Source organism: Arenibacter palladensis (assembly GCF_900129275.1).
In the GTDB taxonomy this organism is placed as follows: Bacteria; Bacteroidota; Bacteroidia; order Flavobacteriales; family Flavobacteriaceae; genus Arenibacter; species Arenibacter palladensis.
In genome coordinates this window covers 208,834-221,956 of record NZ_FQUX01000006.1, presented here as the reverse complement: position 1 = coordinate 221,956, position 13,123 = coordinate 208,834, and the positions used below count along the sequence as shown (strand labels likewise).

Here is a 13,123-nt window from a genome sequence, read left to right as displayed (position 1 = left end):
ATTTTAACTTTTAAAAACATAGGAGATTATATTGGCCCCCATTTGTAAAGCCTTAAGACGTACATCTTGGGGGTCGTTATGCACTTCTGGGTCTTCCCATCCGTCCCCAAGGTCGCTTTCAAAGGTAAAAAGAAGGATTAGGCGGTTCTGATCGAAGATGCCAAACGCCTGCGGCCTTTTGCCATCATGTTCATGTATCTTGGGCAATCCTTTTGGAAATTGGAATTGTTGACTAAATATGGGGTGGTCCGCACCTAATTCCGTGAGTTCCCTGTCCGGAAATACTTTGGCGAGTTCTTTGCGCAGGTAGGGTTCCATCCCATAATTATCATCTATGTGTAAAAAACCTCCTGCCAATAAATAGGTTCTTAGGTTTTCAGCTTCCTCTTCGGAAAAAAATATGTTTCCATGCCCGGTCATATGTATAAATGGATATTGAAAAATATTGGAGCTGCCTACCTCTACTGTTTGCGGCTTGGGGTCAATGGTAGTCCTAAGTTGTTGGTTGCAGAATTTTATTAAGTTGGGAAGTCCTGTTGGGTTGGCATACCAATCACCGCCGCCCCCATATTTTAAAGTGGCAATTTCCTGAGCATATGAACTTTCTGCCAAATAAAAATTGAATATCAATAATATTATAACTAGCTGCTTCATATGCACTCGGACTATTAGGGTATTCAAATTTAAGAATATTAACCAGTTAAAAAACTAAAAGGGCTGTGGATAACATTCCTTGTTTTGGTAAAAAAGTAATTTAAATAGTAGTATGCCTTACCAAGATATATGCTAACAGCGTATTATAGATTAATTAGGGCAATGGTGGTACAGGCTACTATGGCTGCGGTTTCTGTACGCAGCCTTGTATTTCCCAAAGCAACTGCTTGAAATCCGTTGTCCAAGGCCAACTTTATCTCTTCCGGAGAGAAATCGCCTTCAGGGCCAATTAATATGGTAGTATTTTTCTTGGCTACTGCACAATGGGACAGTTCCTTTTTTTTGTCTTCCTCGCAATGTGCTATGTACAATTCCCCATTCTTGGGTAGGGCCAAGTATTCTTTGAAGGAAATGGCGGGATTTAACTGAGGCAAATAGGATTGGAGCGATTGCTTCATGGCGGCTTGGATCACCTTCTCCATTCTGTCCATTTTAATGACCTTTCTTTCGGAATGGTCACAAATAATGGGAGTAATTTGATGAACTCCAATTTCCGTAGCTTTCTCCAAAAACCACTCAAATCGGTCGTTAAGTTTTGTTGGAGCCACTGCCATATGCAGTTGATATGTTTTTGGCGGTACCTGGGTTTGTGAAATTATTTTTGCCCTACATTTTTTATGGTCGGGAACAAGTATTTCGGCTTCAAACCAAAGCCCTTTTCCATTGGTGATCTGCAAAATATCGCCTGAACTTTTTCGCAAAACTTTGGAAATATGCCGACTTTCATCGGGTGGAAAAATAAATTGTTCGGTCTTGGTTTCTAATTCGGGATGGTAGAAAAGTTGCATGCGCTGGTAGTGAAATTTACAGTTCGTTCAATTTTTGTTTGGCGTGTTCCAGTCCTAATTCAATGTAATTTAATAATTGCTCCTCTGTGGCAATTCCCTCTTGGGAAACATAAACAAATTCCTTCATGGGGCGTTTTGCAAAATCCATGGGCCTTACATGTTCTGTACTTAGGATCCTATCCATTTTACTGGAGACGACTCTTACCATAAGATTCTCTTTTATAATACCTACGGTCATTTTACCACAGTACAAAAAGGCAATTCCTCCAAACATTTTCTTTTCGGTGATATTGGTTCGGACGGCTTGCGGCTGCAATTCAAAGCTGGCCCTGATTCTTTGTGCAAATTGTTCGTCGTATGCCATATTATTATAAATTTTCAAGATACGAATTCCAAAAATGCTTGAACCGGATTCTGGATTAACCGTAAATTTAAATCAAGTAATCAGTAAGCTCTGAACTGCCTGCATTTTTATTGGATTACGTATCTCGCCTTGGCAGTAATACTTTGATCTACAAAGTCCATTTCTTTGTATTTCAAATATCCTACAATGCCGATCATGGCCGCATTATCCGTGCAATATTCAAATTTCGGGATGTAGGTATTCCATCCCCATTTCTCCTCTGCTTTTTTAAGGGCCTGTCTTATGCCTGAATTTGCGGATACTCCGCCTCCAATGGCTATTTGTGTTATTCCAGTCTGCTTTGCGGCCTTCTTTATTTTATCCATTAGAATGTTGATGATGGTATATTGGATAGAGGCACAGATATCGTTCAAATTTTCGGCAATAAAATTGGGGTTGTTTTTTGTTTCCCGCTGTATAAAATAGAGGATACTAGTCTTGAGGCCGCTAAAACTAAAGTTTAATCCATCCACCTTGGGTTTGGGGAAAGGGAAGGCCCTGGGGTTTCCCAACTGTGCATATTTGTCTACCAAGGGTCCACCTGGATACGGTAGTCCCAATATTTTTGCACTCTTGTCATAGGCTTCCCCTACCGCATCATCCAAGGATTCGCCTAAAATTTCCATGTCGAAGTAATCCTTTACCAGTACTATTTGCGTATGTCCTCCACTAATGGTCATTGCCAAAAAGGGAAAGGAGGGCTTTTTGTAATTTTCTTCCTCAATAAAGTGCGATAAAATATGGGCTTGCATATGGTTTACCTCAATTAAAGGAATGCCCAATCCCAAGGATAGGGATTTGGCAAAAGAGGTTCCTACCAATAAAGATCCCATAAGTCCTGGTCCGCGTGTAAAAGCTATGGCGGATAACTGTTTTTTATCGATATTTGCTTTGGCTAATGCTTGGTGCACCACAGGTACAATATTTTGTTGGTGTGCCCGTGAGGCAAGTTCGGGAACAACCCCGCCGTATTCCTCATGTATTTTTTGCGTGGCCACAATATTGCTAAGTGTCCTATTGCCGCACAATACTGCTGCAGAAGTGTCATCGCACGAGGATTCAATGGCTAAAATATAAATAGTTTTATTATCCACTTTGTTTGGAATAAAATTTGAATGTACAAAGGTAAAACATAAAGCCCTATCAAAAAATTAAGAAAAATTCTGGTCAGAGTATTTTTGGTGCTCGTTCTTATTTGCGTTTTGGGCAGTGTTATACTTTCCTTGCCATTTGTCCAGACCCGTTTTGCCAAGTACGCCACTACAGAGATCAATAAGGAATTTGGCACCAATATTAATATAGATCGCCTAAGGATTTCCCTCATTTCCTGGGATACCTCACTTAAGGGCGTTTATATCGAGGATTACAAACAGGATACCCTCTTCTATATAGACAATTTAAGCACCTCTATCCTTAACGTGCGCAATTTGGTGAACGGTAAATTGGAGTTTGGCGATATAGCTATTGAGCGACTCAATTTTAAGCTTAGGACCTATCAGGATGACAAGAATACCAATCTTGAGGTGTTTATTGATAAGTTGGACGATAAAAAACCCAGGGCCCCGGGTACGCCTCCCTTTTATTTTTCTTCCTCAGATGTAGAAATAAGCGATAGTAAATTTAGGCTCATAGATGAAAATAGGGAGACCACGGAAATGTTGAATTTTACGGACCTTAATATTTCCGCTTCAGATTTTACCATTGTTGGTCCGGATGTTACGTCCAATATTGAAAAAATGTCCTTTAATAGTAAAAGGGGGGTGGTAGTAAATGAAATGGCCACCGAATTCAAATATACCAAACAGCAGATGCGTTTTGACTCCCTGAGCATCAAAACTCCGCAATCCCATTTAATGGGCAAGGTGATATTCAATTATGAAAGGGAAGATTTTAAGGACTTTTTGAATAAGGTAAAAATTGATGCCGAATTCGTGGAATCTACGGTGGCCTTAAATGAAGTGAACTTACTATATAATGAATTTGGGAGTGATATTATTGTTTCATTCTCCACCATGGTTGATGGCGTGCTGAACGATCTGAATACGAACGATCTGTTTTTGACAACCGATAATACGGGAATCCGTGGGGATTTTAATTTCAAGAACTTATTTACGAAGGATGTCGGCTTTGTGCTAGAGGCCAATATGAAGAACGTTACCTCCAGTTACTATGAACTTAGGGCCTTGCTCCCCAATATTTTGGACGTGTTGCCCTCCTCGATTCAGAAATTGGGTCAGTTTACGGTTAGGGGAGATGCCCTTATCACGGAATCTTCAATAAATACCAAGGCCAACATCAATACTCTTATTGGAAGTAGTTATGTGGACCTGGAACTTACGGATATAGATCATATTGACGACGCCTCTTACAAGGGTTTTGTGTCTTTGATCGATTTTGATCTTGGAAATTTAATCGAAGCCGATAAGGTGGGTGTTACAAATCTGGATTTTAATGTGGAAGGCAAGGGGATGGTCATGGAATATTTGAACACCGAGGTAATAGGGCAGGTGTATTCCATAAATTTTAATGGCTACGACTATAAGGATATCAACGTGTCTGGTATAATTAAAGAGCAGCTTTTTGATGGTTCCCTGCTATGTAGTGATGAAAATATTCAATTTAGTTTTAAGGGATTGGCCGATTTTGCGGAAAACAGGAATAATTTCAATTTTATCGCTTCGGTAGACTATGCAGATCTTAAAAAGATAAACTTTATAAATGATAGTGTATCCATTTTCAAGGGGGATATAAATATGGATATTAGTGGTAATTCCTTGGACAATATTGTGGGGGATATAAAATTTACCAAAACCAATTACCAGAACAAGAACGAGACCTACTACTTTGAGGATTTTAAGGTCTCGTCTACCTTTGAAAACGACAGTACCCGAATTATCGATATTAATTCGCCCGATATTATTACCGGTTATTTGAAAGGTAATTTTAAAGTCAAGGAGCTCGGCAGGTTGCTGCAAAATTCCTTGGGTAGTATTTACACCAATTATAGACCGTTCAATATATCGGCAAATCAGAGATTGGCATTCAATTTCAAAATCTACAACAAGATTGTGGATGTGTTCTTTCCAGAGGTGAAGTTTGATCCCAATACTTTTATTAGGGGCAATATCATTGCCGATGAAGGGGATTTTAAACTAACGTTTAAATCGCCCAGTATAGTTGCCTACGGTAATGAATTGGATAGTATAGACGTTAAGATAGACAACAAAAACCCATTATTCAATACCTATGTTTCTATTGGGGATCTGGCAACGCCCTACTATGATGTGAAAGATTTTAATCTGATCAATACTACCTTAAAGGATACCCTGTTTTTTAGAACGGAATTTAAAGGGGGTAGTGAATATAATGACAGTTACAACCTCAATTTCTACCATACCTTCAACAAGGAGAACAAATCTGTTATTGGTCTAAAAACTTCCGATATTAGTTTTAAAGGAAATAAATGGATACTCAATAAGGATGGGAACAATAAGAATAAGGTAATCCTCAATAAAACCTTGGATAGCATTACTATTGAGGAAGTGGTAATGAACAATAATGAACAGGAGCAGATTCGTTTAAGAGGACAGTTGGCCGATTCTACCTATAAGGATGTTGAGCTTCAGTTTAAGATAGTAACCCTAGGCAAGATTACACCCGCCATAGACAGTCTTAAGTTGCATGGGGAGGTGAACGGTACCTTGAACGTTTTACAGAAAGACAATGTTTACCTGCCATCCTCCAATTTGAATATCAAAAACTTCGGGATCAACAATATAACCCTGGGAGATTTGGCCATTGGTATTGTGGGCAATAGGGATTTGACAGATTTTGTGGTGAACACTACCTTGGTGGATAAGGGGGCTGAGAAGCTCAGTGTGGTCGGGAATATCTCCAATAGGGAAGAGATTCCCCAGGCAAATCTCATAGTGGATTTCAATAAGTTTAATTTGGAGCCATTTAGCCCGTTGGGCGAGGGTGTCATCACCAATATTAGGGGCTTGTTACAGGGTAGTGCCATTCTTAAGGGGCCAATAAATAATCCTAATTGGAGCGGTGTACTCTCTTTAAATGAAGCCGGTATCGCCATTCCTTATTTAAATGTGGATTATAGTTTTGCGCCATACTCCAGGGTAAAGTTATCCGACCAGACCTTTAATTTTCAGCAGATCAAACTTACCGATGTGGCCATGAATACCAAGGCAACCTTGGATGGTACTATAACACATAGGCTATTTAGGAATTGGAGTTTGGATTTGGATGTGGATACCAACAATGACCGTTTTTTAATACTTAATACGCCATTTAAGGAAGAGGTATTGTACTATGGTGCCGGTTATTTAAATGGTACGGGAAGAATATTTGGACCTACCAATGCCCTTACCATCAATGTAGATGGGGAGACGGCACGCGGTACTTCCTTAAAAATCCCAATAAGTGATGTAGTTAGCGTTGGGGATTTTTCATTTATCAATTTTGTAGGTAAGAAAGTCGAGGAAACGGAAAAGGGCCAAAGGGTTTTAAAGGAGGTGGAGGGTCTTGAGCTGGCCTTTAACCTGGATGTTACCCCTGATGCGGAGGTTGAAATTGTTGTAGATACCAAAACAGGCAGTTCCTTAAAGGGGACAGGTGCGGGAATTTTGTTTATTGAAATCAATACCAACGGTAAATTTAACATGTACGGGGATTTTGTGGTAGTGACTGGACAGTTTCGCTATAAGTTTGGTGGCATTGTGGACAAGACCTTTAAGGTGAAACCTGGAGGTAATATTACTTGGGAAAGGGAGCCCTTGGCGGCACAGTTAAATATGGAAGCCGTTTATTCCTTAAATGCAAACCCCGCTCCGCTTTTGGATAATCCCGGATATACAAGGCGTATACCTACCGATGTAGTGGTAAGGTTAACCGGAGAACTGGAAAGTCCGGTTATAGATTGGAGGATAGAGTTCCCCGGTACCAATTCCATTGTTAAATCCGAATTGGAATACAGATTGCAGGATCCCACCATTGCCGAAAAAAATGCCCTTTTTCTATTGGCACAAGGCTCTTTTGTAAATGAACAGACGAGTATAAACCAACAGGCCGTTACAGGAAACCTACTTCAATCTGCCTCTGGAATACTCAACTCCTTATTGGCTGGCGACAATGACAAATTAAATTTTGGATTGTCTTATGAGCAAGGTATTTTGGATAGGAGCACGGATATTCAGACAGAGAATAGGTTAGGGGTAACCTTGTCTACCCAGATCAGCGACAGGGTCTTGCTTAATGGAAGGGTAGGGGTCCCGGTGGGTGGAGTATCTGAAACTGTGGTTGCAGGAGATGTGGAAGTTCAGATTTTGTTGAACGAAGAAGGCACCCTAAGTGCCAAAATTTTCAATCGGGAAAATGAAATCCAGCAATTTCTGGCAGATCGTCAGGGATATACACAAGGCGTTGGACTTTCCTATCAAGTAGACTTCGATAGCTTTAAAGAGTTGTTACGCAAAATTTTAGGCAAGAAATAAGGGCCGATTTTGGCTATTTTTGGTTGTCTTGTCTTATTTCGGAATAATCACTTTTCATGAATAATTGTTTATGAATTTAACAATTTCCAAGAAATTATTCAACGAAAACGTTGGAGTGGTCCGTTGTTGTCAAATTAAAGCCAAAGTCGGGTAATTATTGAAATAAGTTTGCTAGTTTTGTTTTTTTAAAATTTTTATGGCTTCAGCAATAAAAAAGATTGGTGTTTTTACATCAGGAGGAGACTCACCGGGAATGAATGCTGCTATTAGGGCAGTAGTACGTACATGTGCCTATTTAAAAGTTGAATGCGTTGGTATCTATAGAGGATATGAAGGCATGATGGAGGGTGATTTTAAGGTAATGGATGCACGTAGTGTAAACAACATTATAAACAAGGGAGGCACCATACTTAAATCTGCCCGTTGTTTGCCTTTTAGGACCAAGGAAGGTCGGCAAGTCGCTTACGACCAATTAAAAAAAGCAGGTATAGATGCATTTGTAGTAATTGGGGGAGATGGTAGCTTTACGGGTGCATTGACCTTTAATAAGGAATTTGATTTTCCTGTAATCGGAATCCCTGGTACTATAGACAACGATATTTTTGGCACTACCTATACCTTAGGATTTGACACGGCCTTGAATACCGCTGTTGAATGTATAGATAAGATTAGGGATACCGCCAGTTCGCACAATAGGCTGTTCTTTGTAGAGGTTATGGGTCGGGATGTTGGCCACATCGCCTTAAATGCAGGTGTAGGCGCAGGAGCGGAAGAGATTTTGATTCCTGAGGAAAATTTGGGCCTTGAAAGATTGTTGGAATCTTTGAAGCGCAGTAAGCAATCCGGAAAATCATCAAGTATTGTGGTGGTAGCGGAAGGCGACAAAACTGGTAAAAATGTTTTCGAGCTAAAGGAATATGTAGAAGAACATCTGCCCATTTATGATGTACGTGTATCCGTTTTGGGGCATATGCAAAGAGGAGGGGCACCATCCTGTTTTGATCGTGTATTGGCCAGTAGAATGGGTGTTAAGGCAGTAGAAGCATTATTGGAAGGAAAGACCAACTTAATGGTTGGTATACAGGATAATACAATTACCCTTACGCCTATCAGTAAGGCAATAAAGGGGCATACAAAAATTGATAAGGAGCTTATGAGGGTTTCCGATATCATGACAACATAATTTTAAACATTAAAAACAATAAAAATGTCAAACTTGAAAATAGGGATTAACGGTTTCGGTAGAATAGGAAGATTGGTCTTCAGAGCTACCGTAGAAAGGGATAATGTAGATGTAGTTGCTATTAACGATTTGCTGGATGTAGAACATCTTGCTTATTTGTTGGAATATGATTCGGTTCATGGAAAATTCAATGGTACCGTTGAAGTAAAGGATGGTAATTTGGTAGTAAACGGTAAAACGGTTAGGATTACTGCTGAAAGAGATCCAAAGAATTTGAAGTGGGATGAGGTTGGTGCCGATATCGTTGCTGAATGTACCGGTATTTTCACTACTTTGGAAACTGCACAATATCACATAGATGGTGGTGCCAAGAAAGTGGTTATTTCAGCTCCTTCCAGCAATGCGCCTATGTTTGTAATGGGGGTAAACCATAAGGAAGTTAAGGCATCCGATAAGATTGTATCAAACGCTTCCTGTACTACCAACTGTTTGGCTCCTATGGCTAAAGTATTGAATGATAGTTTTGGTATAGAAGAGGCTTTAATGACTACGGTTCACGCAACAACTGCTACTCAAATGACGGTTGATGGTCCTTCCAAAAAAGATTGGAGAGGTGGTAGAAGTGCCCTATTGAACATTATTCCCGCTTCAACAGGTGCAGCTAAGGCGGTAACCAAGGTTATTCCAGCATTGCAAGGTAAATTAACAGGAATGGCTTTCCGTGTTCCAACAGCCGATGTGTCTGTAGTGGATTTAACGGTACGTTTGGAGAAGGAGACTTCTTATGAGGAGATCAAAAAAGCGTTTAAAAAGGCTTCTGAAGGAGAATTGAAAGGAATTTTAGGATATACGGACGAGGCGGTTGTTTCCCAAGATTTTATCGGGGATGCCAGAACTAGTATTTTTGATGCTGGAGCTGGAATCGAATTGAATTCGAAATTCTTTAAAGTAGTTTCTTGGTATGATAACGAGTCTGGATATTCCAATAAATTGGTAGACTTAGCGCAATACATCCATAAATTATAGTCTTAAAGGGTAATAATTAAAAGAATCCTGAGATTAAGTAAATTTTTGCTTATTTTCAGGATTCTTTATTAATAATCTTGTTATATGATATTGATTGTAGATAGTGGTGCAACAAAATCGGATTGGATTGCCTTGGATGAGAAGGGTAACCAGTTGTTCATGACACAAACTTTGGGATTAAGTCCTGAAGTGTTGACGCGTCCTGTAATCGAAGACCGTTTGGCCAATAATTTTGAGCTTTCAAAGAATAGGGAGGCTGTTACCCACCTGTATTTTTACGGTGCCGGTTGTGGTACCGATAGGATGAAAAAGTTTTTAACGGAGATTTTTAATGATTTTTTCCCCAATGCCAAGGCAGAGGTTAAGGAAGATACCTATGCGGCCATATTTGCTACCACAAAAATAGGGCAACATGGAATTGTTTGTATTTTAGGTACGGGTTCCAATTGCAGCTATTATGATGGTGAGAAATTGCATCAAAAGGTTACCTCCTTGGGCTATATCCCTATGGATGATGGTAGTGGTAACTTTTTTGGAAGGAAATTGATAAGGGATTATTACTTTAATAAAATCCCTATGGACTTGGCTACAAAGTTTGCCAAGGAATATAATTTGGATGCTGATGTAATCAAGGAAAATCTTTACAAGCAACCCAATCCAAATACCTATTTGGCCACTTTTGCCAGATTTATTGTAGAAAATAAAAACCACCCCTATTGTAGAGGGGTGATAGATAAGGGCTTTCAGCAGTTTGTGAACAATTACATTATGCAGTTTGAATTGGCCACAAAAGTTCCTGTAAGTTTTGTGGGCAGTATTGCATATTACCTACGTGAAGAACTGGCTACAGTGGTAGAAAGAAATGATCTTATCCTAGGCGTAATTAGACAAAGACCCATTGAAGGTCTGGTTGAATTTCACAAAGGCTCTATTTAATAGCTATCATAGATATTTCAACATTTACAAATTTGGGAAGATTGGCAACTTCAACAGTTTCCCTTGCCGGAGCGGTATCTGCATCAAAATAGGCGCCATATACCTCGTTTATTTGTGAAAACTGATGCATATCCTTTACGAAAATCGATGATTTAACAACATTTTCAAAAGTCATTCCTGCCTCGGTAAGAATGGCTTTTAAATTTTGCATGGATTGCTCGGTTTCCTTTTTAATATCTCCTGATACCAAATCCCCAGTTTTTGGGTCTATAGGAATTTGCCCTGAGATATACAGGGTGTTTCCTGCCAGTACGGCTTGGTTGTAAGGTCCTATCGGAGCAGGCGCGTTTGTGGTGGTAATTATTTTTTTCATTTGTTTATAATAGGTTTTCGTATTAGAATTATTTGCCCCCGTTGGCTTGTAGATCAAGGAGACACTCAGGTCCAAAACTGGGGATTGCCCCGTTTTTTGCCGTTAACATTTTGGCCATTCCCCATCCAAATTGGAGTTCTGCCCGCATAAGGCAATTCTGTTCGTTGCAATGGCTTTTGGCATCAGGGTCTTCGTGTTCGTTTACTGGCGGTGTTCCCAGGTTTACCAATCCAAATAAATGTCCGGCCTCGTGGTTTAAGGTAGCTGCTTCCACTGTAGATGTGCTGATCAACGAACTTTTAGAGGCCAAATTTCTAATGGTGGCTTCATAAATCACCATGGAGGTGTTGCGGTATACGGCCCCAAGGGTTACAAGATCCTCATCTGGATTGTCATCACTGGCAGTGGCATCTGTGAAATAGATGTACAGCCCTAAGGTGTCACCGTTGTTGTATACAGTTCTGTTTTCTTTTTCCAAATCGAATATTTCTTCAATGGACAGACTATCCTTTTTAGGAGAGTCCAATTCTTGGTATATAATACTTATGTCGTCCTTGTAGGAACGTTCGTTTAAAAGCGCTACAAAATTGGAAACGGCAGTTTCCGTAGGCGCATAATTGGTGACATAGGCAATTTCGATGACCAAGTTTTTAAATTTGGAGTCGGACAGTAAGTCGTTTGCAGAATCGCCCGGACCTTTTAGATTGGCCGTTTTATCAACCGTTAAGGTATCGCTGTCGCTGGAGTCTTTGGAACAACCTAGGAAAAAGATAAAGGCCAACAAGAGCCCTAGGGATAATTTTTTCATTATTGTCAGTTTTTATTAAAGGACTGATACTATTATGATAACGACAAATATGGCACGGTATTACTCCAAAAGGGTAAGTCTGGCTAAATAGTCGTAATGTTTTCCTTTGCTTACAAGTTCACAAGTTAAATTATTTGCGTTTGCCGCACGTTGCAAGGTATTATAATCCAAATATAACCAATCCAAGGGTTCACTTTTCTCTCCCCTATATTCCATTTCAAAGGTGACTTCCCCATAGTAGTTTTGGTTATCCGGAATCCAATAGCCCCCATCCTCATCTTCATCGTACATATATATGATATCGCTTGAATCCAGGAGTATCTGCCCCTTAGGTTTTAAGAGCGATTTTAAATGGGTAAAGAATTGGTCTATGTTCTTTAATTTTCCCACTATCCCAATTCCGTTCATGAGCATTAACAGGGTGTCGTATTTTTGAAGCTTAAAATCTTGAATGTCTTGTAATACAGTATGTTCTATACCCCTTAGTTTGCAGGTTTCAATGGCTCCTGGAGATTGGTCCAAGGCTGTAACGGCAAGGCCTTTTTTCTGTAAATAGAGGGAATGGCTTCCTGCTCCACAGCCAATATCCAGGATGTTGCCCTTGCAAAGCTTTAGCGCCTTTTGTTCCAAAGGGGGCATTTTCTTAAAGTCCCTAAAGAGGTAGGGAATGGGTATTATATCCTCCTCATCCAATGACGAATAGGTCTTTATATCTTTAGAATATTTACCGGATTGGTAATCCAAAAGTGCCTTGCCCAGTATGTCCTTAGCCATTTAAATTTGTTATTTACATGCAAATGTGGGACTTTTAACCAACTTTTAAAAGTTTATTCCATAATGGATGAGGTAATAAAGCAACTTCCCAAGCTGGCGCAGGAAAAACATAGTGAGAATAAGAAATTCTTTGGCAAACTTCGGAAAAAACCACCAAAGGATTTGGACTATGTAATGCAGGATCTGCACGAGGCGGAGTTTAGGAAAACCGATTGTTTAAAATGCGCCAATTGTTGCAAGACAACTGGTCCGCTATTTACCAATGCCGATATAGAGCGTATTGCCAAACATTTCCGAATGAAACCACAGAAATTTATCGATCAATTTTTAAGGGTGGACGAGGATAATGACTATGTGCTTCAAAGTGTGCCCTGTACGTTTTTGGGTGCCGATAATTACTGTTCCATTTATGAGGTAAGGCCTAAGGCCTGCCGTGAATTTCCACATACGGATAGGAATAAATTTCAGCAAATAAGTAGCCTCACATTAAAGAATGTGGCCATTTGTCCAGCTGCATATAATATAGTGGAAGAAATGAAAAAAGCAATTAAGCTTAAGTAGCTCATTTCCAAAATTAACCCTGATTATCAAAGGGTAACAATAAATTACTT

The 13,123-nt window shown here is 39.7% G+C and carries 12 protein-coding genes; 5 read left to right on the top strand and 7 right to left on the bottom strand.

Features of this window, described 5'->3' with window-relative positions:
* Positions 1-3: 3 nt before the first annotated feature.
* The 4 genes from BUA60_RS16455 to tsaD all read right to left on the bottom strand — a co-directional run bounded on the left by BUA60_RS16455 (position 4) and on the right by tsaD (position 2,999).
* Positions 4-654, bottom strand: coding sequence for a DUF4159 domain-containing protein (locus BUA60_RS16455; protein ID WP_072863560.1), 651 nt, complete (start codon positions 652-654; stop codon positions 4-6).
* A gap of 143 nt (positions 655-797) precedes the next feature.
* On the bottom strand, positions 798-1,502 hold the full coding sequence (locus BUA60_RS16450) for a 16S rRNA (uracil(1498)-N(3))-methyltransferase (protein WP_072863558.1): 705 nt from the start codon (positions 1,500-1,502) through the stop codon (positions 798-800).
* Between the two features lie 16 nt (positions 1,503-1,518).
* On the bottom strand, positions 1,519-1,866 hold the full coding sequence (locus BUA60_RS16445; RefSeq protein WP_072863557.1) for a TfoX/Sxy family protein: 348 nt from the start codon (positions 1,864-1,866) through the stop codon (positions 1,519-1,521).
* A gap of 107 nt (positions 1,867-1,973) precedes the next feature.
* Entirely contained in the window at positions 1,974-2,999 is a 1,026-nt protein-coding gene (gene tsaD, locus BUA60_RS16440) for a tRNA (adenosine(37)-N6)-threonylcarbamoyltransferase complex transferase subunit TsaD (protein ID WP_072863555.1), read from the bottom strand.
* An 87-nt stretch (positions 3,000-3,086) separates the two neighbouring features.
* Here tsaD and BUA60_RS16435 point away from each other — a divergent pair, with 87 nt between their 5' ends.
* From BUA60_RS16435 to BUA60_RS16420, 4 genes are all read left to right on the top strand, one after another.
* A complete protein-coding gene (locus BUA60_RS16435) occupies positions 3,087-7,412 on the top strand; it encodes a translocation/assembly module TamB domain-containing protein (RefSeq protein ID WP_317043212.1) in 4,326 nt (1,441 codons plus the stop codon).
* 196 nt (positions 7,413-7,608) lie between these two features.
* Positions 7,609-8,595: a 6-phosphofructokinase gene (gene pfkA / locus BUA60_RS16430; protein ID WP_031444987.1), complete on the top strand. Its 987-nt coding sequence runs from the start codon at positions 7,609-7,611 to the stop codon at positions 8,593-8,595.
* 24 nt (positions 8,596-8,619) lie between these two features.
* Entirely contained in the window at positions 8,620-9,621 is a 1,002-nt protein-coding gene (gap, locus tag BUA60_RS16425; protein ID WP_072863553.1) for a type I glyceraldehyde-3-phosphate dehydrogenase, read from the top strand.
* 84 nt (positions 9,622-9,705) lie between these two features.
* Positions 9,706-10,557: an N-acetylglucosamine kinase gene (locus tag BUA60_RS16420; protein WP_072863551.1), complete on the top strand. Its 852-nt coding sequence runs from the start codon at positions 9,706-9,708 to the stop codon at positions 10,555-10,557.
* Here the strand turns inward: BUA60_RS16420 and BUA60_RS16415 are convergent.
* From BUA60_RS16415 to BUA60_RS16405, 3 genes are read right to left on the bottom strand one after another with little or no spacing between them, the layout of a single operon-like run.
* Positions 10,550-10,930, bottom strand: a complete 381-nt coding sequence (locus BUA60_RS16415; RefSeq protein ID WP_072863548.1) for a RidA family protein — start codon at positions 10,928-10,930, stop codon at positions 10,550-10,552. The two genes, BUA60_RS16420 and BUA60_RS16415, sit on opposite strands and share 8 nt — an antisense overlap.
* 28 nt (positions 10,931-10,958) lie before the next feature.
* The gene (locus BUA60_RS16410) at positions 10,959-11,738 is read right to left on the bottom strand and encodes a hypothetical protein (RefSeq protein ID WP_072863546.1); all 780 of its coding nucleotides are present in this window, start codon (positions 11,736-11,738) and stop codon (positions 10,959-10,961) included.
* Positions 11,739-11,798: 60 nt separating this feature from the next.
* Positions 11,799-12,512, bottom strand: a complete 714-nt coding sequence (locus BUA60_RS16405) for a class I SAM-dependent methyltransferase (RefSeq protein ID WP_072863545.1) — start codon at positions 12,510-12,512, stop codon at positions 11,799-11,801.
* Between the two features lie 63 nt (positions 12,513-12,575).
* On the opposite strand from BUA60_RS16405, the gene BUA60_RS16400 reads away from it, so the two are divergent.
* Positions 12,576-13,073 (top strand): YkgJ family cysteine cluster protein, encoded by a 498-nt coding sequence (locus BUA60_RS16400; protein ID WP_072863543.1) that lies wholly within the window; start codon positions 12,576-12,578, stop codon positions 13,071-13,073.
* Positions 13,074-13,123 lie beyond the last annotated feature (50 nt).